The organism is Clostridium beijerinckii (genome assembly GCF_018223745.1).
Lineage (GTDB): Bacteria > Bacillota > Clostridia > Clostridiales > Clostridiaceae > Clostridium > Clostridium beijerinckii.
Genome location: NZ_CP073653.1, coordinates 3,868,425 through 3,893,339, shown reverse-complemented (window position 1 = coordinate 3,893,339; position 24,915 = coordinate 3,868,425). Strand labels below are relative to the sequence as shown.

The following is a 24,915-nucleotide window of genomic DNA, read 5'->3' as shown; positions in this document are numbered from 1 at the left end:
CGAAAATCTACTATAGCTTTGATTTATAGCTTATTATAAGCAGAAAAATTTTTATTTTGAGTAATTTTATATAATAATTAACAGATGTATAAAATTGCTATAAATAAAAAGATTCAAGAAGCTAATAATAAAGTGAAATAAGCTTTAGATTTATGAGGCAAGTTACAAAGGAGGAAAACAAATTGAGAATTAAATCAAAACATATCTTATTTTTTTTGGCAAGTATATTTTTTATTCTAACTATATTTATAGACAATATAAATATTAATTCTGATTTATGTGATTTAGTATTCAATGAAAATGTTAATTTAAATGAAAAAATAAGTGAGCATAAGAAAAAAACAATTTATTTAACTTTTGATGATGGACCTAGTAGCAAAGTAACAAATGATGTTTTAGACGTATTAAAGGAAAATAAAGTAAATGCAACTTTTTTTCTAATCGGAAATCAAATTGAAGGAAAAGAAGATGTGGTAAAAAGAATTTATGATGAAGGAAACGGAATAGGACTTCATACATATACCCACAAAATAAGGAAAATTTATAGCAGTGAAGACGCATTTATAAAAGAAATGATTAAATGTCGAGATGAGATAAATAAGGCTATTGGAATTTCACCTAATATAATTAGATTTCCATGCGGAAGTAACAAAAGATTGAACAAAAAATATTTAAAAAGATTACATGATGAGGGATTTAAAATATATGATTGGGATTTAGATAATACGGATGGATTAAATTCAAAACTCTCACCAGATACTTTATATAGAAAAGCAATCAAAGGAAGTGAAAATCGCGAAAGCATAATATTACTTTTGCATTGTACAGATATGCATAAGAACACATGCAAGGCTCTTCCACAAATAATAAAATATTATAAATCTAAGGGATATGAATTTAAAGTTATTACAGAAGATACTCCAGAATTATATTTTCATATGAGAGGAAAATTATTTAAATAAAAATATATTTGCCTAAACAATATAACATTTAAAAATAGAGGCAGCATGTTATTCATGAAGATTAAGCATGAAAAATCTAGAAAATAGTAAATACTAAATAAGAAAAATTATATAAATTAAGCCTAGAATGTAAATTCTAAGAACACCTATAGAAATATAGGTGTTTTTGTTGTAAAATTGTAATATATAGGAGAAAATTAGATGGTTTTGTTTAATTATTTTAAAATGATTTATTAAAACAATGAAAAATGGGGAGGGGTTCTTTGAAGATTATAGTCAGACATGTACCTAATTTAATTACAATAGCAAGAATAATACTATCAGTATCATTTGTTCAAAACATAATTGAGCAATTTATATATGCGAAGGAAAGAAATGTGAATTTGAGCGTTTTATTTTTATCAATATGTATTTCAGATTTATTAGATGGCAAAATTGCAAGAAAAACTAATTCAACTTCGATAATAGGAGCAAAACTAGATGTATTTGCAGATTTGTTTTATATTATGATTTCATATATAGCGTTAATAAGCATAAAAATTTTGCCCATATGGTATTTTGGATTCGTATGCTTGAAATTCACTGAATTTATAATAACATCAAAGCATATCAAAAATATTAAAAAGTCGGACAAGTCATTTATTTTCGATAGAGCGGGTAGATTAGTTTCGGCTACATTTCTAGTAATTCCGGGCATTGTATGTATATATGGATATATTGGGGCTCATAATGCAATAATTACAATAGATTATATTATATATATAACATTTATAATTGGAGTTTATTCTTCTTATTCAAGAATAAAACTTTGCTTTATCAGAAAGGAACTTGTATAAATATATAGAGTTATGAAAGGATGATGAGGATGAGGAGAAGTATATCAGGAAAATTAGTTATATTTATTAGTATGATAATAACATGGGGATTATGGCTATTTGTTGAGCCTATAAGAGAAATATCTACAATGAGTGGATATTCTCAGTTAATAGCTGCATTTGCATTGGTAGTATTTGCATTTATTAATTTCATTTCAACTAGACACAAAATTTTAGATGGCTTATTTGATGGACTAGATAAATCATATATTTACCATAAGTATTTAAGTATTTGTGCGTTAGCTTTGGCTGTTATTCATAATATAACAATAAGTATGGGGAAAAAAATTGAAAGGGCAAATGGAATAAAAATTCCTAAAGATCCTTATGCTATGTATGGGACTTTTAGTATGTATATATTTATAATACTTATATTAATCGCTCTTGTGGCTAAAAAATTAAATTATGAGAAGTGGAAAACAATTCATAAATTTATGATTATTCCTTATGCATTTGGAATTTATCACTATTATGGAAGTGCAACTTACGCTGTATTTTCATTGGAACCTTTTTGTATATGGCTAAATCTTATAAACATCATAGGTATAATATCTGCAATTTATAGTGTATTCCTTTATGAAAAAATTTCATTTAAGTATAAATATAAGGTGAAAAAACTAGATATAGTAGCTAATGGAACCTTTGAGATTACAGGTGATTCTAATGGAAAAGAAATAAAATTCAAACCTGGGCAATTCGCTTTTTTGAAGATTTTAAATAATGAAAATGGATTTGTTTCACATCCATTTACAATAAGTGAAGCACCTAAGAGCGGAGAATTACAATTCACTATTAAAGCATTAGGAGATCATACAAAGGAGTTGTTAAATACACTTAAGATTGGAGATGAATTTGTTGTCTCAGGACCTCATGGTAAATTTAATTATAAAACTGGTGTCAAGAATCAAATATGGATTGCAGGAGGAATTGGAATAACACCTTTTAGGAGCTTTGCTCAATCAGGTGTAGGGGAAGAATTCTCGGTAGATCTTTTTTATGCATACAATAATGAAGCTGAAGGAGCATATAAAGAAGAATTGCAGCTATTAAACAGTAATAATTTAAGAGTGCACTTATTTAATTCAAAAGAAAAGGGATTTTTATCAGTAAATGAAATATCTAAATTGGTGAATATAAAAGATAGTGTTGATGTTTACTTTTGCGGTCCAGCCCCAATGAGAGAAAATTTAAAAAAGCAGTTTAAAGATAGCAATTTTAATATTATAAATTTTAATTATGAGCATTTTCAATTTAAATAGATAAGATATAGATTTATTGAAATGTCACACTACTCAGAGGTAAAAGTGTGACATTTTTAATTGTATAATATGGAGATTTAACTTGGGAGTTAACAGAATAATGTTACTTTAAAACTGAGTAATATAATACGTACAAGCTATGTTATAATTAGTCCCAAATAGTAAATTATTTTTCATATTAAGGAGGACTCAGATATGACTGTATATATAGCATTGTTAAGAGGAATTAACGTAGGTGGAAAAAATATAATTAAGATGGCAGATTTGAAACAAGTATTTGAATCAATCGGACTTTGTGAAGTAAAAACCTATATTCAAAGTGGAAATGTTTTATTCAAATCAGATGAAACAGAAGATATTCTGTGCAATAAAATTGAAAATGGGATTGAGGCGGTCTTTGGGATTTCTACAAAAGTCATTTTGAGGACTTCTACAGAATTAGAACAGATTATCTTAAATTGTCCATTCTCCAACGACGAAATAACAAAAGCAGAGACATTATCCAAAGTAGAGTGTTTATATGTTGCGTTATTGAAACATAATCCCTTAAGAGAAAAGATTGAGTGCATAGATGTTTATGGAAGCGAAAGTGATAAGTACCAAATTATAGGAAGAGAAGTATATCTATTATTCCATCATAGTATTCGAAATTCAAAACTTGCTAATAATCTTAATAAATTGAATGTACCAACAACTGTGCGCAATTGGAAAACATTAAGTAAACTTTCTGCATTAGCAAAAAATATGGAGTAATAATGTAATTTGCTATGAAATAAAATGCAATGCTGAAACACATAAAATAGTAATATGTATATGATAGATAAAGTATAAAGATAAGTTGCAAAATCTTCTTGAATTATGTAAAAATATTGAGGGAAATATAAAGGCTTAGAGGCTTTACGGAGGTAAAAATGAGCAAAATATTAGTAGTATTTTATTCTTTTTCAAATACAACAAGAATGTTAGCAGAAGAAATAGCAAAACAAACGGGAGGAGATATCAGGGAGTTAGTTCCTGAAAAGTCCTACGCTTTCAATTATAATACAGCAGCAAAGGAAGTAAGGAATGAAATTGAAAATGGATATTGTCCCAAATTATTGTCTGGAGAAGAACCAGTTAAGTCTTACGATTACATTTTTTTAGGTACTCCCAATTGGTTTAAATCATTTGCCCCACCAATACTAAGCTTTTTAAGAAACGTGGATTTGCAGGGAAAGACTGTTATTCCTTTTTGCACTCATGGTGGGGGAGGTTTTGGGCAAATTCAAATTAATATTGCAAAAGAATGCCAGAAATCAACAGTCCTTCCTGGTTTTGAAGCTATGAGTAATTTTAGTGAACAGCAGGTTAAAAACTGGATTGAGCAAATTGGTTTATAGAATAAAAAGAACTTATAGTTATTTACATATCTGCGTCAGATATAGTGTTGATGCAATAAATCAAAAGAATCCTATTAATAATTGAATAATATTTCATTAGTAAAATGTATCACAAATTATTTGTAGCATTGAAAATTATATATTAATAAATAAAAGCTTAGAAATAATCTTGACCCTCACCTTACAGGAGGTCTTATTATTATAAACGAGGTGAAGAATTATGCTATACACGGTTAAAGAAGTTGCAAAATTTACAGGAGTCACTGTAAAAGCACTACATCATTATCATAAAATAAGATTACTATTTCCACATGAGGTAAATGAAGCCGGCTACCGCCTTTATGGTGAAAAAGAGCTTGAGCGACTTCAGCAAATATTATTTTATCGTGAGCTTGATTTTTCTCTTAGTGATATTAAAAAAGCACTTGAGGATGAGCCGAATCGGTTAGAGTGTTTAGTTAAACAACAGGAACTGCTAATTGCGCGCAAGCAGAGGACTGATCGTTTGCTAAAGACTATAAATGAATCAATTGTCCTTGGTAAGAGAGGAGAAATTATGGATAAGTCAGCAATGTTTAAGGGATTCAACAAAGAGGAATGGAAGTATGCACTTTCAAATCAGAAAAACTACCTTAAAGGTAAGTATGGATATGATATGCCTGAGGTAGATGAAGCTCAAGTTAATAATATGAATGAGGCAGCTATGGAAGCACAGCAGTTTATGAACTATATAAAAGATGCTCTAAAAAATGGTGTAAAGGCTAATGATACAAGTGTACAGGAGACATTAAAAAATCATATTCAATTTTTAAATGATCATGGTCATAGGGTGGATGCAAAATCATTTGTATCTCAAACAAAGTTCTTTTTAGATGATGATTTTCATAGGAGCATGCTTGAAAATCAATTAACGGGACTTTCTTACTACCTTTATACAGCAGCAGAAATGTATGCTTCTTTAAATCAGTAAATACTTATAGGTAGTATATTTAAATTAGCACAAATATTTTATAGTAGGTGAGCTTATTTAGAATAGAATTTTATAAAACCATTGTATTCTAATATGGTTTACCATAAATATTGTTCAGAATATTTATTCTTAACAATATCTATTCTGAAGAATATTACCATATATATTCTTCAGAATATGCTTAAATAATGAGGGTTTGAAGGCTATACCTTCATAGTGTTTTTATTTCAATTGTATAATTAGCCATAAATCTAATGGTATAAAAAATAATTCGACCTATAAGCCATACTGTTAAAAATTAATTACTGAGAATTTAAAAGATGATTATTTGTTACACTAATAAAACTTTTAAGTAAAGGATTGATTTTTAAATTCTTATTGATTACAAACTTAATTTCTAATTCAGTAAATTCATCTTTTAAATCATAAATGAAAAAATTATGATTTTTAGGCAAAATACTTTTTGGTAAAAGTGATATGCCAAGACCTTCATCTATGCCCCTAAGGATAGATTCTAGTGAATCAAATTCAATAATGGCAGTAGCCTTAGAGTTGTTATAACTCAGCCATTTTCGTAAGAGCTTACGATAAGGGCAATCAGCATCTGAATTTACTATTATAGGAGTTTGTAAATCACTAATAGAATCAATGCTTATAGAAGATACTAATGCAAGCTTTTCTTTAAAGGTAATAACTTTTTTTATTTTTGAGGATGTAATTTCATCAGATATAAAAGCCCCATCTAATTCATTCTTTAAAATCATATCTAGAAGATTTTTCTGAGTTTCTGTTTTTAAGGTTAAAGATACTTCGGGATTTTTCTCATGGAATAAATAAAATAATTTAGGTAAAACAGATGCAGAAATAGTCTGAGTAGCACCTATTTTAATAGTAGAAGAAATTTTAGGAGTAAGGAACTCGCTATTAACTTCATCAATTAATTCAAGAATTTTATCTGCATACTTAAGCAATTTTTCTCCATTAGGTGTAATTACAGTTCCTTTATTGTTTCTTATAAATAAAGTAGTGTTTAATTTATTCTCCAGTAATTTAATTCGTGCAGTTATATTTGATTGAGCATAACCAAGTCTTAAAGCAGCTTTTGATATAGATTTTTCATAAGCAACTATCTGAAATATTCTTAGATCATTAATTTCCATAGTATAGAAACCTTTCGTTAAAATTAATTTACATGTGCCATCACTATTAGTGATATTAAAGATTATTTATAAGTATTATACAATTTTTATAATGGGAGTTAAACTGTAAGTGTAAAAGGAAAGGCACGAGCTGAGCAATAATTTTATTTAAGAATTAAAAATAAAATTAAAAGGGAGGATAAAAAGAAATGATAGCAACTCAATATAAGATTATATTACCTAGCGATTATAATATGAGCATAATAAAGGATAGAGTAAAAAACAACGGATATAAAACAGATGGATTTGAAGATTTAAAGTTTAAATTATATCTAACAACAGAAAAAGGAAAAAATGAGAATTTGCAAAATAGCTACTGTCCTTTATATGTTTGGAAAGATAGTAATGGATTAAATAAATTTTTGTTTAAGGGCTTTTATGACAATATAATAACTTCTTTTGGATGGCAGAAAGTAAATGTAGGAATACCATTAATTGATACAACAACATATAAAATCAAAGATAGTAAATATGTATTTGAGATAGAAAGAGAAATAAAACCTCAGGGAAGCCTTAATAATTTTAAAGATGAAATAGAAAAAAATATTCCAAGTATTAAAGAAAGTGAATTCATAGTTATTTATAATCCTGATAAATGGAAATATCATATGTTTTTCTTCATAGATGATTTAAGCAAGATAAGATTATTAGAAGGAACAACTTATGATATACTTCACATATCACAAGAAAAAATATAAATGCAAGTTCGTTTAGAATAATCAGTCGGGAATTTTATTTCTTTTCAATAAGGTATATGGAGCTGTATGAAAGTCATGTTTCAGAATAAACCTTCATTTTTTATTTTGGAAAGTATAAAAACTTTCTATTTTTAAAGTCATTTATATCAATGATTACGAGGATGCTAGCTTGTAAAAACATGATTAAGAATGAGCGTGATGTAGCTACTTTATTTTTTATAAATTGATTGTTTTAGAACAAACGTTCTGATAAAATGTTTTTATAGTTCACTGTATAATTAAGAAAATTAATAAACTCTAAGATTAGAAAATAAAGGACTGATTGTTATGAAAAAAGATGAAGAAAATCCAGAATACTTTGCTAAGCATAATAAGAAAATGGATGATAGTGACATCCTACCATCAATAGAATTTCTTGAAAATATAGCCTGCGAGTACAACAGTGATGGCACCGAGAGAAACTTTGCTGAAAAGCTGGAGGCATGCAGACGTGAGAAATACAGATCTGCTGATGTATCAGCCATCACAGGTGAAAGAGTGCATATTGATTCTGAAAAGTTAGATAGAGTTCCAGAAGGCAGGTTCGATACAGAGGTTGATGGTGCACATTTTGAATGCTTTTATCAAGCAAGCGAATACAATTATCTTTACGTTGTGCTCGATACCATGCGCGATGATAAGACAATTGCAAAAGGTCCACTTCCACGTTTTCATAAGTGGTCATGGTCTACGTTTCTGAAGGGACATTTGTTAAGTATTGAAGACCCGATGTACTTTGAATCTGACATCTCTGTTGGATGGTTTTATGGAACGAAAGAACGAGATTACCGCGATGCTACGGCAAAGCTTGTTATGAGAGTGGCAAAACGCCTATGCATACCTAATGAGCATATCATTTTTTATTCAGTCTCATCAGGAGGAACATCTGGTTTATTTACTGCTGAAAAAATATCTGGTAGCGTTGCAATAGCATCGAATCCACAACTTGATCTTACGCGTTTTATTCCAAGTGCACTTGCTAATTTTAAAGAATGTACTGGTATTGATCTTGCCTATGAAAAGGAATATGGAGATGCAGGGCGTGTGGATTTTACTCATGTTTTATCTAGAAATAGCTTTTCTAAATACTTAGTTATTATAAATTGTCGCTCAAAGATAGACTTTAATGATCAGCTCATTCCATTCTGTAAAGAGCTTGGTATAACCCCTCATTATGGTTTGCAAAAGGTAGGAAACTTAATTATATGGGTAATAGATGCCCCAGGTCCGCATCCGCATCTATATTATGAAAGTAAGACAATGTATTTCGCCATTGATTTCCTTGCAAAAACATTAGCAGAAGGTGGCGATATAGATAGGCTTAAATCACTATATATAATGTTTAGCGAGTTCTGGCATGAGAAGGCAGGACTGATTGCAGGAGATCCTGAATGTTTAGCTGACGCTGATCCAGTAGGAAAGTCGTTTGCTGAACAATTGAAAAGATAATAGTTGTCAAATTAAATAAGCTACAGGTCTAAATATCGCAAATTCATTATTAATGATGAATTTGCGATATTTTTTGTTTAATAAATACTATTACAGATACCCTAATTAAGACCTGAACTTATGTATATGACTCGCCGAAATAAGGATTATGCTATTGCTCCAGTTTCTAAGGAAATTATGATGGATGATTCTAAGATCACAAGTTGCGTCCAATATGCTAGCCTCAAAGGCAAGCTTTGAACTAGCATACTTGGAACAACTTTTAATCTAAGAATCAAAACCATCAAATTCCTAATGAAACATTTCACAAAAGCAGAATTCTTATTTCTAGTTACAATACATTTCATAGTATAAATCTAACTTATAATTAGGTTATCTATATATAGTTCCGCAATGAAATTTGCACTTATGCGTATACCTAACCGAAATGAATACGTATTTGTTCCATATGACTATGAAAATTTTACTGAAAAGTTCTATATAAAAAGAATGAAGTTTTTATATAAAGTAGAAATATTTCTTTGAAAATTAAATATTAAATACTTACAAAATATACTATAATTAATAAAGGATGGCAAATGATTGCGCAATGTATTGTTGGAGGAAACAAGATGGAGTATATGGGAAATAGAGAATACTGGGATAATAAATTTGCTAATAGAAGTGGTAATCCACTAAATCCAGAAAAATCGGTAACTGAAAATATTACATATTTCAAAAAAGGATCTGTTCTTGATATAGCATGTGGAGATGGTAGAAATACTTTATTTTTACTTGAAAATGGATTCGAAGTAACAGGTGTTGATTTTAGTAGTAAAGCTCTTGATAGGCTTAAGACATTTGCTAAAAGAAATAATTATTTAGTTAATACAAAGCAAGTTGACTTAAGTGTATCTAATTCTTTAAAGGATATTGGAATATTTGATAATATCTTAATCAATCATTACAGGTTAAGTAAAGAGCAGATTGGAGACTTAGAAAATCATATAACTGATAATGGGATTTTATTTGTTTGTGGTTTTGGGCATAAGCATAAGATTGATTCTAAAATTAGAAAAGAGGATCTTATTAAGCCAGCTGATTTTGAAAATTTAAAGAGATCCTTTGAGCTAATTGAAAATATAGAAAATGAAGATGATAGAGGATTTTTTGTCACTTATATTTTCCGTAAAAGATCAGCGTAAGACACAATATATAAATAGAGCTAAATCATTATTTAACCAATTTGATGTAGTAAATTATGCAGATGTTTTCTAAAGAGTTGAATGATATATGTTTGTATAATATTTTATATTTTGAATTTAAAAGTAAAATGTGAAAGTAATATAGGTAATTTGTTCTAATTATGGGCAACTTGATAGCAATAATATTAAGATTATCATTTGTATAAAAGAGGTAACTATGACTGTTAAGAATTTTATAAGAAAAGATCCTGAAAAAGTATATATTATTACTGTTCTTTTAATTACATGGATTATTACAATTATGTTGTTTATTAATCCTAATATAGGTAAAAATGATTTTGCTTTAATCATGTTCATTCCTGCAATATTAGCTATTATCTTTAATAAGATTACAAATGACCATCAAGCAAATTTATTTAAAGACACAACTTTAAAATCAGTGTTGTTTGGAATTTTCTACCCTATTGATTTTATAGGGATTTGCTCATTTATAGCTCAACTTACTGGTATCGGAAATATCAGTATAAACAAGGAATTCACATTCAAAAGTATTATAATTCTAATAGTGTCTGTAGTTGTCGGATTATTCTTAGCTTTGGGAGAAGAATATGGATGGAGGGGATATCTACTTCCTAGATTAACAAAAGAGTATGGTAAAACGAAAGCAACTATAATTGTGGGTGTAGTATGGGGATTGTATCACATTCCTGCTGTTTTTCTTTTGGCAAAAGCAACTGGAATAGGTAATCCATTATTCTTATGTGTTATTCAAGCATTTGCTGCCTTTACATATAGTTTTCCTTCATCTTATTGTTACTATTCTTCAAGGAGTTTATTACCAGTATTATTTCTGCACTCTGTGTGGAATGTGGTTAATCCTTTGATGCTTGGTGATATTTATACAAACACATCTGGGATGATAAGTGGAGATATAATAAAAATAAATGGAGAGGGTGTACTTGGATGTATTTTAGGTGCAATGATGATTTTATATTTTGTAAGGCAATTTAGAAAAGAATATAAAGAGAAATATTAGTGGCATTTCGGCAAATGAAGCAGATGCAAAAGCTATAGATACAATTCAAAAAACAGGTAATTGGGGATATATTGAAAAATACATACCACATATGTCTGCTGATGGGATTAAACAGGTTGTAGATATATATAACTCTAAACATTCAAACCCATCTGAGCATAAGAATGCATCAGATTATATAAAGAACTAAATTTAATTGGGAAAATAACCCGAAAGGGGGAAATGCAATTAAGAGGAAATATTTAATTATAGCAAGTATACTAGCTGTTCTAACTGGTATAGCATATATTTTATTTCCAGAGAAATATCTTTTTGTAAAAAGTACAAATTTGAAAGATGATAGTTTGGCTGGAGTTTGCTTAATGGAACAAGTTGATATACAGGCTTTAGAAGAGAAATTTGGAAAATTGACAAATGATAATATTAATAAAAATGGATTAAGAGGTTTAGAATTTGATAATTATCCGTATTATGCATATTTCCAAATAGATAAAGATAATGAAGTTGCTTGGATATCAGTTGGATATCCTAATAAGTCAGATGATACAAAATTTGTAACAAGTAGAGGCATAGGCTCAGAGTCTAAATTTTCAGATGTATTAAAGGCTTATGGTGATAATTATGCAAAAAAAACTTATTCAGATTTTATGGGTAGCGGTGATGGATATGATGTCACATATATTGATAAGGAGCAAAAGACTTCAATTGAATTTGAGTTTAATGAAAGTGATCCTTATTCAAATAAAAAGGAAGAATTTCTTCACTATATTACTCTAAAAAAACTTATAAATTAATGGGATAAGAAATACGTTTCAATGGAAAAAGGAACAATGAGGTGATATATGAGTGCTATATGATAATATGTATATAAAGGAAATACGTCTCAAGAAAGAAATTCATAAAGATGATAGCTATATTAAAGAGTTACCTGTAGTTAATAACTTAACCAGCTTAGACATATCAAGAAATGTAAAATTTTTTGTTGGTGAAAATGGTAGCGGGAAATCAACATTATTGGAAGCTATTGCTGTTAATAGTGGATTTAATGCAGAAGGAGGAACTAAAAACTTTTGTTTTTCATCAAGAGAAACACATTCAGATTTATATAAATATATTACTGTAGTTAAAGGTGTGCAGAGGCCTCGCGATGGTTTCTTTCTAAGGGCGGAAAGTTTTTATAATGTAGCTACAGAAATAGAGAAACTTGATTTAGAAAGCTCTGGGGGAGTTCCTGTTATAAAGAGTTATGGGGGTACATCATTACATAAGATGTCACATGGTGAAAGCTTCATTACACTAATGACAAATCGTTTTAGTGGAAATGGATTATATATCTTGGATGAACCAGAAGCTGCATTATCACCTCTAAAACAAATGGCTATGCTTACTATTATTAATGAACTAGTAAAGAAAAGATCACAATTTATTATTGCAACTCATTCACCAATATTAATGGCATACCCAGGTGCAGATATATTTGTTATTGATGATGATGGAATTACGAAAACTCCTTATAAAAAGACTGATAACTATATGATAACAAGAAAGTTTTTAGAAAATCCTGAAAAGATGATGGGTTATTTATTTGAATAGATTACATAGTAGAACTAAATAGCGTATTAGTAATATAAATTAGGGGGATGGGAAAGATGGATAAACAATATTTTATAAAAACCGCAGAAGACTTTGTTGAGAATTCACAAGATAACTATATAACAAAGGAAATAGCTATTTCAGAAAATGTTGTAGGAATGAAAATTTTTGATGCTCCAATTCTGGCATTTGGTTCTGTTGATGATGAGTACTTTACATTATTGAAACAACCATCAGCAATTGGAAAACACTTCATGCTTCCAAAAGAGTGGTTACCACAATCAAAAACTGTGATATCATTTTTCTTACCATTTAGCGAAGCGGTTAAAAAAGGAAATAGAAGGAACATGTCATGGCCTTCTGAAGAATGGCTTCATGGACGTATTGAAGGTCAGAGTTTATTAAATAAGTTGTGTATGCATTTAAAGTCTGAGTTGATTAATGCAGGATATAACAGTGTCGTACCTACTTTAGATGAAAGATTCTGGTCAAATGCTAATCATCCAAATCATGAAGAAAAATTTACAAGCAACTGGTCTGAAAGACATGCTGCTTTTGTATGCGGACTTGGAACATTCGGACTTTCTAAAGGTCTTATAACAAAGAAAGGTATATCAGGAAGACTTGGCAGCATTATCACAGAATTATACTTATCACCTGATAAGAGAGAATACGAAAATATATATGAGTACTGTTCAATGTGTGGTAAATGCGTAAAAAATTGTCCAGCTAATGCAATATCCATAGAAAATGGGAAGAATCATATTATATGTTCTGAATTTTTGGACAAAACAATGGAAAAACATAAGCCAAGATATGGCTGTGGAAAGTGTCAGATAGATGTACCTTGTGAATCTAGAATACCTAAACAGCATAATGTAAAATGAATATTATATTTATATTAATTTTTGGCAGGAGCAACGTTACAATTAATTTGCTTTGATGATTTTATTCCATCTATATGTTTTCCTGAATTTTTAAATTACCTTAATATGTATTCAGTTATTTACTGGGAAATACAATTAATAGTTTTACTATATATTATCTTTAATTTCTAGCTATGAGTACTCTGGAATTTGAATATTGATCGATGACAAGCTACTTGTATCAAGATATTTAAAGCAAGTTCCAATTGCTGGAGTTGGTGTGTATAAACAGATAGGAGATTTACGGTCAAATTCAGCTCTTTGGGCTTCAACACAGAACTTTGATACATTAGGTTCTGGGGTTGCATTGAGGAATGAAACAAGCGAAAGTTTTGAAGGAAATTATAAGGTTAGGTACTTTATAAAAGAATATTAATCTCCTTTTTTTGATCTAAAAATTATAAGAAAGGATCAAAGTGATGATTTATATGACTTAAGTTGGTCCGTAAATAATCAAGTTCAATTACATGAAATTGGTACAACTCATGATAGACAGATGCTTTTGGCATATGGTGAAATAAATTTTGAATATGAAGTAGTTATTTTAAATATCGATAATCAAGGTAAATTAAGTGGAAAATGTGCTTCTGTAAGAAATAGTAGTGTTAATGAAGAAATATATATTAGATAATATGCCAAAATATTATTATTTAGGAGGTTAAATTTACATATTTCTTTATGCACAATATGTAGAATTGACATAGTAAAAAGTGGGTACCAATCTTTAATTCAGTATTATACATAATATGAAATATGTTATAACTTATTTGTGAAAAAACATGAATATTTATGTAGTCTTGTCATTAAATTCAGGAAGGAATATTTAGAATGAAAAAAATTACTAATATTATGTTAACTTGTATGATATGCATGCAGATGATTGGGTGTAATAATCAAAATGCAAATCTAAATGATAAATTAGTTGATAATAAAGAGAGTTTAACAAATTCGTCTACTAGTGACAATTTTACAATAAAAGCTGTTGACTATAGCGAAGCCTTTAGTGGTATTCAAGGGTGTGCGATATTTTTAAATGATAATAAAAAAGAATATCAAATTTATAATGAAGAAGCATGTCAAAAAGAGGTATCACCATGTTCAACATTTAAGATAATTTCAACATTAATCGGTCTTAAGAAAGGTATACTAACTTCTGCTGAAACAAAAATGAATTATAATGGAACTAAATATCCTATAGATGATTGGAATAGAGATTTGAACCTAAAAGAGGCTTTTCAAGCATCCTGTATTTGGTATTTTAGATCTGTTATAGATAAAGTTGGCCAAGATAGCATGCAAGAAGAAATTAATAAAATTCATTATGGAAACTGTGATATAAGTGAATGGAGAGGTAGAAGTATTAATTCCTTTCCAGAATTAAATGGTTTTTGGTTAGAGTCTTCCTTGAAAATTTCACCTAAAGAACAAGTAAAGATTTTATCAAATATTTTTGATGGCAAAACTGATTTTTCTAACGAAAATATTGAAATACTTAAAGAAATAATGTTAGTAGATAAAATTAATAATGTTTTTGTATATGGTAAAACGGGTACAGGAGGCGAAGATAATGCCTGGTTTGTTGGAATGATTGAAAAGGGAGATGAAAAGTATTCATTTGCAGTTCATTTAAATAAAGGTAAGGGAAATGAAATTTCAGGACAAAAGGCAAAAGAAATTGCATTTAAGATTATAAACCAATATTACAAATAAGTATAAGTTTTATAAGATGAAAATGAATAGCAGATTTAGTATAAAAGTAATCAAGAGCAAAAGCGTAGTATGTAATTTTATTATACAATTTTAAAATTTTACGTAGTAAATTACAGTGATATTTTTTGAAAATTAAGTAATACTACCTTTACAAAATATATTACAATCAGTGAAGAATTAGGGATTTGAGCAGGATTTTTAGCCAAGAGTGAATTTTCACTTATAATATATATGAATAAAGAAAGGTGTGAATACTATAAATAACTTTTTTAAGCCAATGCTAACTTGTATAAGTAAATTAAGTCTATTTATAGGAAACTTATTAATGAGTATAATCGTCTTTTTCTATATGTCTTTTTTGCATGACTTAAGTCAATTATCGGCAGGGGTTTCACTATGGCATAGTACTGTTTTAGAGATGAGTACACTAGCGATTATTAGTTTTATTGGAACTATATTAGGTTTTATCACAAAACGCAATCACATGAAAAAGATTTGTACGTGTACAATTTTGGGATATTTATTATCAATTCTATCTACAAATGCCTATTACCATAAAAGAATCTACTTTAACTTTCCAATGCAAATGCCGGTAGGATTTATTTGTATAATTCCATTTATTATTTCTTTTCATTATATTTTAGATAGAAAGACATTTTAAAATAATAAAAACTTTTTAAGGTTATTTATTACAGGAATGCTTGGCTTTGAACTAATAATGTTAAAATAATAGTATGGAATATTAAAAGCATAATTCTAGTTCAAAATAATTAATTCACTGACAATGGTGAGCGAGTAAGACAAGCTAACCGCACAATTAATAATAGTAATTCATTGGAGAGTGATAATACATGAAAAGTAATAAGATGTTTCGAATAATATATTCTCTAACTATATTCGTGTTATTTTTTTTAACTTTCTATATAGGATTTGAAATTATCAAATTGAAACACAATATAACTAGTTATATTATATTAGTAATTATAAGTGGCTGTTTGTTACAGCTATGTGTAAAAATATTTAGTAGAAGAAATAAATAATACATTTTTTGAATTTTGGACAAACAAAAAATACATTTACAGTATATGCTATAATAGAAATATAGAGGGGAAATAACTTGGTTGCAATTTATATGGTAAGGGGAATGATCTTTATGAATAGCTTATTTTTAGGATTTGTAGCTTGCTTTGTAGCATATTTTATAACGGACTTTTTTTGTCAAAAATTAGGTATAGAGAGATTAATAAATAGTAAAAGACATATGAGAATTAGCTTATTTCTAATTGCTGCAGTATTTAATATTATTGGCACATTAATTATTGAGAACTTTTCTTCAAGAGAATATCACTTTTTGCTTAAATCTTTTTTGGCTGGAGCAACTTTCTACTTTATTGTTTTTATATTGCCATTTAATAATAAAAAGATTAAGTAATAATATATTTACGATAACTATGAGGATAAAATCCAATATAGTGAAATAATTAAAGCTTAGTTTTATACAATAAATAAGCATAGAATTATTTTAGAAGTGAGATGTTCCTTTTAATGTAAACAGATTAAAATTAAAGATCTGTCCACATTAAAGGGAGTATTTTTGTGCCTAAAATACTAATAAACATTAGAAGAGTATATATCATATTTAAAATAAATAATGACAAAAAATGATATAATTTGAAAATCTAATAATAAAATTATTACAAATTATGCTATAATTGATTCATAATAGAAATTGAGTTTAAATTTACAGGAGAATGCAAGAGGAGAGCTTTTTTATGAATATAGTAAGTCTAGGCGTTACGATATAAAATGAAAACAATTACTTATAGAACTTTTTCATATACTTATTATGAATTCTATTGACTAACGGAACTACAGTATTTGTTGTATTTAATGACAATAAATTATAATGATCTGTATTAAAATCAAAGAACGGTCAATAAAATTGTATATATAAGTTAGATTCAAATTAACTGATTAATTAGTACAAGCTGTTGATTTTAGCATATATGAAGATAATAAATATATAATTTATAACAATTTACAGTAATTTTTAAAGTTAATAATTAATATAATCAAGAGTAATAATTTTGAAATTGAAAAGTATTATGGTGAAAAGATATCTGAATTTAAGTGAATTGAATACTCAATAGACTTTTTAAAATTAAGGAAAATTATAGTTAATTTATAGTATATAAACTAACTATATCAAAAATAAATTATAATAAAGAGAGGAAAAGAGATGAAAGTAAAGAAGATTATTTTATCAAGTTTAATATTATTATTACTAATGACAATTGGGGTGTATGCAGCAGGTAAGCATATAGTAGATGATGCCAAAGTTCTAAAACAAGATACTATTAATACTGTTGAAGAAAACTTAGCCAAAATAGAAAAGAATACAGATGTAATAGTTAAATTTGATGTAGTCAAAACATTGAATGGAAAAAGTATTGATGATTACTCGAAAGAATATGCAAAGAGCAATATAAGTGGAGAGCAATACATTTTATTTGTAACATCAATAGGTGATAAGAAAAATAAAATTTTAGTTGGCGATAAGGCAGATGACATTTTGTCTCAATCAGATATATCCAATATTGTTGCATTACCAAATTCAGACTTTAAAGCTAACAATTTTGATAGTGGAATTATGAAAGTTGGAAAGGCACTCGATGAAAAAGTTACAACTAAGGCAGTTAATACTGGCAAAGCTGAAGTGGTAAAGGATGGTTATTCAAAAACTGTATCCCATAAAACAAATTATTTTGGGGTATTTGTTATTATAATAGTTATTATATTAATTGCAATAATATTATTTAAAGTCATAAAAAATAAAATGAATAAAGATTATGAAGAAAGAAAAAGGAAATTCGCTGAGGAAAATAATTTAGAATCATATTTAGATTCTGATGATAACTCATTTCATTCAGGCAATATAAGTAAAAGTGAAACAAAACAAAATTATTCAAGTCATGGAAATGACTCGGATTATAGAAACAATAATGAGTCTTCTTCTAATTTTAATAACAATAATTCAGCTTTTAATAATAACTCAACAAGGACATCAGATAATGCATCAAACAATTATGATACATATCCTTCAGGTAGCCATGTAAATAATACTACTATAATAAATAACAACAATAGTAATAATGATTTTCTAGAAGGTATGATCGTAGGTGAAATGGTATCTGAATCTTCACGTAACCATCATGAACATTATGATGAGCATTATCATGAAGAACATGGATATAGAGATGATAACGAACATTATAGGGAAACTTCATCATATAATTCTAATAGCTTGGATAACAACAGTTCTAAGGAGTCTAACTCATCATCAGATTCAAGTAGCGATTCAGTATATTTATCTGGTAATTGGGATTCAGATAATAGTACAAGCAGTTGGGACTCAGATGGCGACTCAAGTTCAAGCTCAGAAGAATCATCATCTAGTTGGGGATCAGATGACGATTCAAGTTCAGATTCAGATAGTTCATCATCTAGTTGGGATTCAGATAGCGACTCGAGTTCAAGTTCAGATGACTCATCATCTAGCTCAGATTCTGGATCTAGTGATTGGTAAAATAAGATGGACAAAACCAATTTATTATTAAGTAAATTTAAAGCAAAAGTAACTAATGGAATTACATCATATAAAAATTGAATGAGGTGATATCAGTAGAATATGCTATGGATGCAGAATTTACTGATAAGTAATTACACAAAGAGTTAATTTAACATTTGTATTGTGCTAAAATTAATTTACAATTTTCAGATTACAAATTATAATTTAATTATATATTTAAGTTTTCTAGGGTTCCGCAGTTTGTAACTGGCAGGTCCGAGAGAAAACGCATAGTTTATACTATGTTCACGGAAGGATAAAAGGGAGTGTCGCAAAATGATTAAATTTTAATCAGGAGCGATGCTCCTTTTCGGTTTAAGCCAGCAAATCTCCAAATATTTGAAATACAATATTAATTATTTAAAGAATTCTGATTTTTAAGCACACTAAAATAAGCCTAGTTAATTTATTCCATAATTAGGCAGTAGGTTTCAATTCATGAAGATGATTCTGAGTTTTTTCATTTTGTATTTTTGAATGTAATTTGTTAATATTATAACCAAAACAAAGCAAAATAAATTCAGTTTGAACGCTATTTTTTCCACGTGTTAAAAATCTATTGAATTCATAATCACTTTTTAGAACTCCAAATGCTCCTTCGACCTGAATAGATCTATTCATTCTTAATTTAGTTCCAAATTCAGTTGTAATATTTTTATAGGATATTTCACGCTTTTCCACAAAAGTTTTTGAAACCTGCATTTTTCTATTTCCTTTTGCTTTTGTGCATTTTACTTTGTAATCGCAATTATCACAGTTTTCGCATTCATACACAGTTACTTCTGATTTGTATCCACTTGCGGATTTTCTATAAATAATAGAGGTAGGTATTAATTTTCTATTGTTATGACAAATATAAAAATCCGATTCAGCATCATATTTCATATTTTCGCGCTTACTTATATCATTTTTAAAACTTCTTTTTTCCACTTCTCATAAGTTTGTGGTTTTATATAAGGAGTTTGCTTATTTGATTCTAAGAATAAATAGTTTTCTTCGCTTTCATAACCTGAGTCTGCAATTATATTAAGATATTTACGACCAATTTTTTCTTTCATATTATTAAGCATAGGTATTAATGTTGCTATATCATTTCTATCATCAAATATTCCGACGCCGGTTACGTATTCACTTTCAACTGCGATTTGCACATTATATGCAGGTTTTAATTGACTATTTCTCATATGATCATCTTTCATATGCATGAAAGTTGCGTCTGGATCAGTTTTAGAATAACTATTTCTTTTTGAAAATATTTTTTTACTCAAATTATATTTTTCTTCTCTCTCTTTATATTCAGATAGTTGCTCTGTCCACTTTTGAATTTTGGTTTTTCTTTTACCAATTCCATGAACAAACTCTATGTTTCTTTTCTTTTTTTCATATTCAAGCCATTGAAGAATTTTATCAATATCATCTATTAATGTTTCTTTCTGAACAGTAAATTTTTTTAATTCTCCAAGGTTAATATTTTCTAAAAGAACAAGAATTTTATCAAACATTTTTTCTTCATTTTTTAAAATAGTTTTTTTCCAAACAAATGTATAACGATTAGCATTCGCTTCGATTTTAGTACCATCAATAAATGCATTTTCAAATAGTATTTCATTTTGATTTGCTAAATAATTAACTTGTTGATAAAATAAATCTTCAATTACCTCATTTGAAATATAGTCTTTACGAAATCTACTGATTGTAGCATGATCCGGTGCCTTATAACATTGAAGTAACCACTTAAAATTTATATCTCTTTTGCATGCTTTTTCGATTTTCCTGCTTGAATAAATATTTTGAGAATAAGCATATGATATTATTTTGAACATAATTTTAGGTTCCACTGCCGGTTTTCTTCCAACGGAAGAGTACGCCTTATACAACTTCGTGTAATCTAATCCCTCCAATACATGGCTTAGCAAGCGGACTGAATCATCTGATGGTATTAAATTTTCTAGATTTAATGGTAATATAAGTTGAAAATTATCATTAATCTCAGTATAATCTTTATTGTGTAATTTGGTTTTTAGCATAAGTAAATTATACAATGAATGTGAGTTCTTCGGAATTCACATTTTTTATATCTAAAAAAATGAGCCGCTACAAAACTAACTATGTTAGTTTTGCAACAGCCCCTTTTTTTATTTTTAAATATTATAGGGGGAGTGAAATTTATGACATGGTTAATGTTAATTTTTGCAGGTTTATTTGAAACGGGAGGGGCTATAGGTTTAAAGTATTCAGAAGGATTTACAAGGCTTATACCAAGTGTATTTACGATAATTGGTATGATAGCAAGTTTCTATTTTTTATCGTTGGCATTAAAGGGTCTTCCTTTAGGCACTGCATACGCAATTTGGACTGGAATTGGTACAGTTGGAACTGTAGCTTTAGGAATGATACTATTTAAAGAACCTGTTGAGATAATTAGACTAATTTGTATTGGATTTATAGTGATTGGGATAGTTGGATTAAAGATTGTATCTTCACATTAACTAATCATTTTATAGTAATATATATATAGGATTATTGAAGAAACCAATAAAAAAAGTCTTGTAAAAATTGAACAATATGATATTTACGGAGTGATATAATAAGTAAAATATAATATAAATTTTGTTAAAAAGAGGAGAAAATTTATGATATGAATATAAGGATATATAAAACTGGTGACTGTGAAGAAATAATTAAATTATTTTATGAAACAGTACATTCTATAAATGTGAGGGATTATACAAAATCTCAACTTGATGCTTGGGCGCCAAAGAAAATTAATATAGCTAAATGGAATAAATCGTTTTCTAAAGATTATACTATTGTGGCTGAAGATATTGGTAGTATAGTAGGGTTTGGTAACTTAGATCATACTGGATATTTTGACAAACTTTTTGTCCACAAAGATTACCAAGGTGAAGGAATAGCGACAATGATTGCTAGTGAGTTAGAAAAATATTCACAAGAAAATAATATTAAAGTTATAACAGTGGAAGCATCTATAACAGCAAAGCCTTTTTTTGAAAAACGTGGCTATCATATAGTGAGGCAGCAAGAAGTTGAAAGAAAGGGGCAATTATTAACTAATTTTGTAATGAAAAAATTATTGTAAGTATTTATACTTACCTTATTGTTCAAAGAGAATTTGCGGTATATTTTATAGCTAAAATAACGTGTAATTTTAGAAAATTGAGCGTTAAAGTAAATTAAAAAGGCACTGCAGAAGTGCCTTTTAAGAAAAAGTCAAAAGAATATTATTATATATTATAAATTTATAATCATATTTAAGAGGGGCTATAGGAATTTCAGTGGAGTTAGCGGGTATTCGAATAAGTTGTTGTATTTTTCTATCAGCATCGACAACTATTAATAGCCCTTCAACATAAGGCTCATGATTCTGGACTTTATAGCTAACATTTTCTCTTAAATTCAGATCTTTCATGGCATAAAAGCCCTGGGAATACGTTTTTAACTGAGCGGTAATTGTTATTGTATTAAAGGTAAATAATAGGAGTAAAAAGATAGAAAGAGTATATATGAATTTTTTCATTTGATAAGCCTTCTTTCATAATTTTAAGGTATATACTATATAACTAAAATTATTATGTGAGGATGTAATAAAAATATTCATTAAAAGTTATGCTCTAAAAGTGAGAAGCCAAGTTTTATATTTGGGTTCTTAAGTTTAGAGCATTTTATATTGCGATGGAGGAATTTTACACATAAGCTTTTGAGTTTATTAAGTAGTCTATTTATAGTAGAGAGGGAATGTCGCAGATGCAAGCTATTTGATAAAAAATGTGCATGGTGTATTTACTACGCACTTTCCACATACTTCACTACCTATACTGTTTGGTTCATCACCAGATTCATCGGTGTAAGAACTTCCAAACTCTGTATATAATTCTGCATTTTTCATTAGTACCACATAGCATTTGTGTCTATCATATCCATCTAAAGTTAATGCACCTGATGGACAATGTTTTACACATACACCACAGCTTCCATTCTTTTTATACAAGCAAAGCTCTTCTTTTAAAGTCGAATCTGCTTTTACATCTAGATTTGTTACAATGGTGTTATACCTTCCGCAGCATCCAACACTAGTTATAAGCATATTATTGATACCAAAGGTTCCAAGACCAGCTGCTTTTGCAAAATGACGATGAGACCAATTGCTTTTTAATATCTTCTGGTCAAATGTAGAAGCTTCTGGCGAAATATCTGCATGATATCCAAGTTTCCGCAGTTCTGATATCATATATTCATTAAGCTTAACAAACATTGCATTAGTTTCTTCATAAGCTAATGCCCATTCGGGAGAGGAAACATCACCAGGAGTTCCATTGGTTTTAGCCAATTCTTTAGTGAATGGGACAAAGTATGCTATGACAATTGATGCATCGGAAAGTACATCGGTTGGTAATTTATGAGTTGGTGTAATAAGCCCCTTAAAATTTAAAATGTAAGGATCATTAGCATCAGCAAAACCTACTAAAGGATCACCCCATCTTGTTGAAATATTATCTTGCCTTTCATATTCTTTAATAAAGTTTTTTATCAATTTAGTGATTTTTTTTTTCATAACTAAAGCAAATCCTCTCTTTATATAAGCTAATTCTTTTAATATTTATAATTTTAGGTAAGTTCATACAATAAGTACGGCTACTATTTTGGAAATCTATATAGATAAATCAATTCAGAATTAGGCTTATCAGATAAAGATATTTACAAAGTTATTAAAACTTTAAGTTTGTATCTTCACTAGAAATCATAAATATATTTGTGGAGAAAACATTTGAAAATGAGCTGTTAAAGGTTCTTAGCTGTAGGTTGTTCCATTTTAGCTTGTCAAACTGAAAGTTGGAGCATGCTAAAGTGGCTACAACCTGCTGCTTAGAACCTTCAGCAATATTTTCATAGCTTTTCGGAATCAAAATATTTATGATTTCGGTAAGTTATCACATAAGTCTAATTATAAATTTGTGTATCTATATTATATCGCTTCTGTTAGGTAAATCTTTGCTAAAATACAGTTGTTTTTTAGTCTATTTTTTGATGTTTCTTCTAAACTCAGTAGGTGATATTTTTTCTGAGTTTTTAAATACCTTGGTAAATGATGAATTGTGTTCATAGCCAACCATTTGAGAAATTTGCAAAACTGTTAAGTTTGTATTTAAAAGGAGTTCTTTTGCTCTTTTTACTCTTAAATTTTGTATGTATTCAGTAGGAGAAACGCTCATATTATTTTTAAACCATTCACTATAATAACTGACGTTGTAATGCTCTATATCTGCTAGCTTTTTTAAATCAATATCTTCGGTAAAATTATCATTAATATATTTAATGGAATTAGGTGAATTTCCAGTAGTAATAAAATTATAAAAGTAGAGGAATAAGTTATTTATAGAGCTAGATGTTTTGTGAACATCAGCTTCATTTAACAATAAATATCTTATTGCTTTCCATTTTTCATCAAACAAAATATCCTGTCCACCACACATTTTTTCCATGTCATATTTGTTGAGCATTTTATCAGGTATATCTAATACTAGGAATTCATTAGTATTATCAGCATTAAAAGTATGTTTGCAATCTGGAGGAAGAAAGAATAATGAATCATCTTTTAAATCTAATTTCTTATAATCAGTTTCTATAGAAAGGGCACCTTTAAGTGGCAAGATAAGTTGTCCATATTCATGAGCATGAGTATCACTTTTAAAACTATATATTCTACGCTCACATTTTATATTATTCAAGAGTATTACTCCTTTCTTTTATTATAATTTACGATTTATATATTAAATTTATTATATCATAAATATGGAGGTGCTATTTTAGATACCATAACAAAATAAGCTATCATGATGATAGCCATATAGTTATTATTTACATTATTTTGTCATGAAAAATATAGGTTTCGATTAAGTTTATACATTTTAGCTTTAATTGAGAGCTTGGCTTTATAGATTTTTAATGTAGATTTATTATATTGAACATATACACTAATATTTTTTTGA

25 protein-coding genes and 1 pseudogene are annotated in these 24,915 nt (G+C 28.3%); 20 read left to right on the top strand and 6 right to left on the bottom strand.

From position 1 onward, the window contains the following. Positions 1–182 precede the first annotated feature (182 nt). The 6 genes from KEC93_RS17560 (at position 183) to KEC93_RS17535 (ending at position 5,445) form a co-directional block, all read left to right on the top strand. A complete protein-coding gene (locus KEC93_RS17560; RefSeq protein ID WP_077869305.1) occupies positions 183–962 on the top strand; it encodes a polysaccharide deacetylase family protein in 780 nt (259 codons plus the stop codon). 263 nt (positions 963–1,225) lie between these two features. Beyond that, complete coding sequence (locus KEC93_RS17555; RefSeq protein WP_077869698.1) at positions 1,226–1,798, top strand: CDP-alcohol phosphatidyltransferase family protein; 573 nt, start codon at positions 1,226–1,228, stop codon at positions 1,796–1,798. Between the two features lie 29 nt (positions 1,799–1,827). Then, complete coding sequence (locus KEC93_RS17550; RefSeq protein WP_077869699.1) at positions 1,828–3,096, top strand: ferredoxin reductase family protein; 1,269 nt, start codon at positions 1,828–1,830, stop codon at positions 3,094–3,096. A 195-nt stretch (positions 3,097–3,291) separates the two neighbouring features. Next, positions 3,292–3,849 (top strand): DUF1697 domain-containing protein, encoded by a 558-nt coding sequence (locus KEC93_RS17545; protein ID WP_077869700.1) that lies wholly within the window; start codon positions 3,292–3,294, stop codon positions 3,847–3,849. Positions 3,850–4,007: 158 nt separating this feature from the next. Further along, positions 4,008–4,475, top strand: a complete 468-nt coding sequence (locus KEC93_RS17540) for a flavodoxin (protein WP_077869701.1) — start codon at positions 4,008–4,010, stop codon at positions 4,473–4,475. Positions 4,476–4,695: 220 nt separating this feature from the next. Next, positions 4,696–5,445 (top strand): MerR family transcriptional regulator, encoded by a 750-nt coding sequence (locus KEC93_RS17535; protein ID WP_077869702.1) that lies wholly within the window; start codon positions 4,696–4,698, stop codon positions 5,443–5,445. A 302-nt stretch (positions 5,446–5,747) separates the two neighbouring features. Here the strand turns inward: KEC93_RS17535 and KEC93_RS17530 are convergent, their stop codons facing one another. Beyond that, entirely contained in the window at positions 5,748–6,605 is an 858-nt protein-coding gene (locus KEC93_RS17530; RefSeq protein ID WP_077869703.1) for a LysR family transcriptional regulator, read from the bottom strand. Positions 6,606–6,793: 188 nt separating this feature from the next. Between KEC93_RS17530 and KEC93_RS17525 the strand changes: the two genes are divergently transcribed. Both KEC93_RS17525 and KEC93_RS17520 read left to right on the top strand, forming a co-directional pair. Then, the gene (locus KEC93_RS17525; protein ID WP_077869704.1) at positions 6,794–7,342 is read left to right on the top strand and encodes a DUF4865 family protein; all 549 of its coding nucleotides are present in this window, start codon (positions 6,794–6,796) and stop codon (positions 7,340–7,342) included. A 327-nt stretch (positions 7,343–7,669) separates the two neighbouring features. Next, positions 7,670–8,830, top strand: coding sequence for a hypothetical protein (locus tag KEC93_RS17520; RefSeq protein WP_077869705.1), 1,161 nt, complete (start codon positions 7,670–7,672; stop codon positions 8,828–8,830). A 146-nt stretch (positions 8,831–8,976) separates the two neighbouring features. On the opposite strand, the gene KEC93_RS17515 is transcribed toward KEC93_RS17520, so the two are convergent. Continuing rightward, positions 8,977–9,177: a hypothetical protein gene (locus tag KEC93_RS17515; RefSeq protein ID WP_172462701.1), complete on the bottom strand. Its 201-nt coding sequence runs from the start codon at positions 9,175–9,177 to the stop codon at positions 8,977–8,979. Between the two features lie 264 nt (positions 9,178–9,441). Here KEC93_RS17515 and KEC93_RS17510 point away from each other — a divergent pair, with 264 nt between their 5' ends. From KEC93_RS17510 to KEC93_RS17470, 10 genes are all read left to right on the top strand, one after another. Continuing rightward, a complete protein-coding gene (locus tag KEC93_RS17510) occupies positions 9,442–10,014 on the top strand; it encodes a class I SAM-dependent methyltransferase (protein ID WP_077869706.1) in 573 nt (190 codons plus the stop codon). 217 nt (positions 10,015–10,231) lie between these two features. Next, a complete protein-coding gene (locus KEC93_RS17505) occupies positions 10,232–11,050 on the top strand; it encodes a type II CAAX endopeptidase family protein (protein ID WP_077869707.1) in 819 nt (272 codons plus the stop codon). 329 nt (positions 11,051–11,379) lie between these two features. Then, positions 11,380–11,844 (top strand): hypothetical protein, encoded by a 465-nt coding sequence (locus KEC93_RS17500; RefSeq protein WP_236892009.1) that lies wholly within the window; start codon positions 11,380–11,382, stop codon positions 11,842–11,844. A gap of 52 nt (positions 11,845–11,896) precedes the next feature. Then, entirely contained in the window at positions 11,897–12,643 is a 747-nt protein-coding gene (locus KEC93_RS17495; RefSeq protein WP_077869708.1) for an AAA family ATPase, read from the top strand. Positions 12,644–12,699: 56 nt separating this feature from the next. Beyond that, complete coding sequence (locus tag KEC93_RS17490) at positions 12,700–13,530, top strand: 4Fe-4S binding protein (RefSeq protein WP_077869709.1); 831 nt, start codon at positions 12,700–12,702, stop codon at positions 13,528–13,530. Between the two features lie 196 nt (positions 13,531–13,726). Next, positions 13,727–13,945: a hypothetical protein gene (locus KEC93_RS26575; RefSeq protein ID WP_238892703.1), complete on the top strand. Its 219-nt coding sequence runs from the start codon at positions 13,727–13,729 to the stop codon at positions 13,943–13,945. 126 nt (positions 13,946–14,071) lie between these two features. Continuing rightward, positions 14,072–14,200 (top strand): hypothetical protein, encoded by a 129-nt coding sequence (locus tag KEC93_RS26755; RefSeq protein WP_276517140.1) that lies wholly within the window; start codon positions 14,072–14,074, stop codon positions 14,198–14,200. Between the two features lie 197 nt (positions 14,201–14,397). Beyond that, positions 14,398–15,279, top strand: a complete 882-nt coding sequence (locus tag KEC93_RS17480) for a penicillin-binding transpeptidase domain-containing protein (protein ID WP_077869710.1) — start codon at positions 14,398–14,400, stop codon at positions 15,277–15,279. Positions 15,280–16,432: 1,153 nt separating this feature from the next. After that, positions 16,433–16,711: a hypothetical protein gene (locus KEC93_RS17475; RefSeq protein WP_065416036.1), complete on the top strand. Its 279-nt coding sequence runs from the start codon at positions 16,433–16,435 to the stop codon at positions 16,709–16,711. A gap of 807 nt (positions 16,712–17,518) precedes the next feature. Then, a complete protein-coding gene (locus KEC93_RS17470; protein WP_077869712.1) occupies positions 17,519–18,865 on the top strand; it encodes a TPM domain-containing protein in 1,347 nt (448 codons plus the stop codon). 459 nt (positions 18,866–19,324) lie between these two features. Here KEC93_RS17470 and KEC93_RS17465 read toward each other — a convergent pair. Further along, positions 19,325–20,934: pseudogene (locus tag KEC93_RS17465) on the bottom strand (IS1182 family transposase). A 141-nt stretch (positions 20,935–21,075) separates the two neighbouring features. Between KEC93_RS17465 and KEC93_RS17460 the strand changes: the two are divergent. Further along, the gene (locus KEC93_RS17460) at positions 21,076–21,396 is read left to right on the top strand and encodes a DMT family transporter (protein ID WP_077869987.1); all 321 of its coding nucleotides are present in this window, start codon (positions 21,076–21,078) and stop codon (positions 21,394–21,396) included. Between the two features lie 149 nt (positions 21,397–21,545). Next, positions 21,546–22,007: a GNAT family N-acetyltransferase gene (locus KEC93_RS17455; RefSeq protein WP_077869988.1), complete on the top strand. Its 462-nt coding sequence runs from the start codon at positions 21,546–21,548 to the stop codon at positions 22,005–22,007. 120 nt (positions 22,008–22,127) lie between these two features. Here KEC93_RS17455 and KEC93_RS17450 read toward each other — a convergent pair whose 3' ends face one another. The 3 genes from KEC93_RS17450 to KEC93_RS17440 all read right to left on the bottom strand — a co-directional run bounded on the left by KEC93_RS17450 (position 22,128) and on the right by KEC93_RS17440 (position 24,654). Then, a complete protein-coding gene (locus tag KEC93_RS17450) occupies positions 22,128–22,445 on the bottom strand; it encodes a hypothetical protein (RefSeq protein ID WP_012059619.1) in 318 nt (105 codons plus the stop codon). Between the two features lie 234 nt (positions 22,446–22,679). Further along, a complete protein-coding gene (locus KEC93_RS17445; RefSeq protein ID WP_077869989.1) occupies positions 22,680–23,480 on the bottom strand; it encodes an epoxyqueuosine reductase in 801 nt (266 codons plus the stop codon). Positions 23,481–23,943: 463 nt separating this feature from the next. Then, positions 23,944–24,654, bottom strand: coding sequence for an AraC family transcriptional regulator (locus tag KEC93_RS17440; protein WP_077869990.1), 711 nt, complete (start codon positions 24,652–24,654; stop codon positions 23,944–23,946). Positions 24,655–24,915 lie beyond the last annotated feature (261 nt).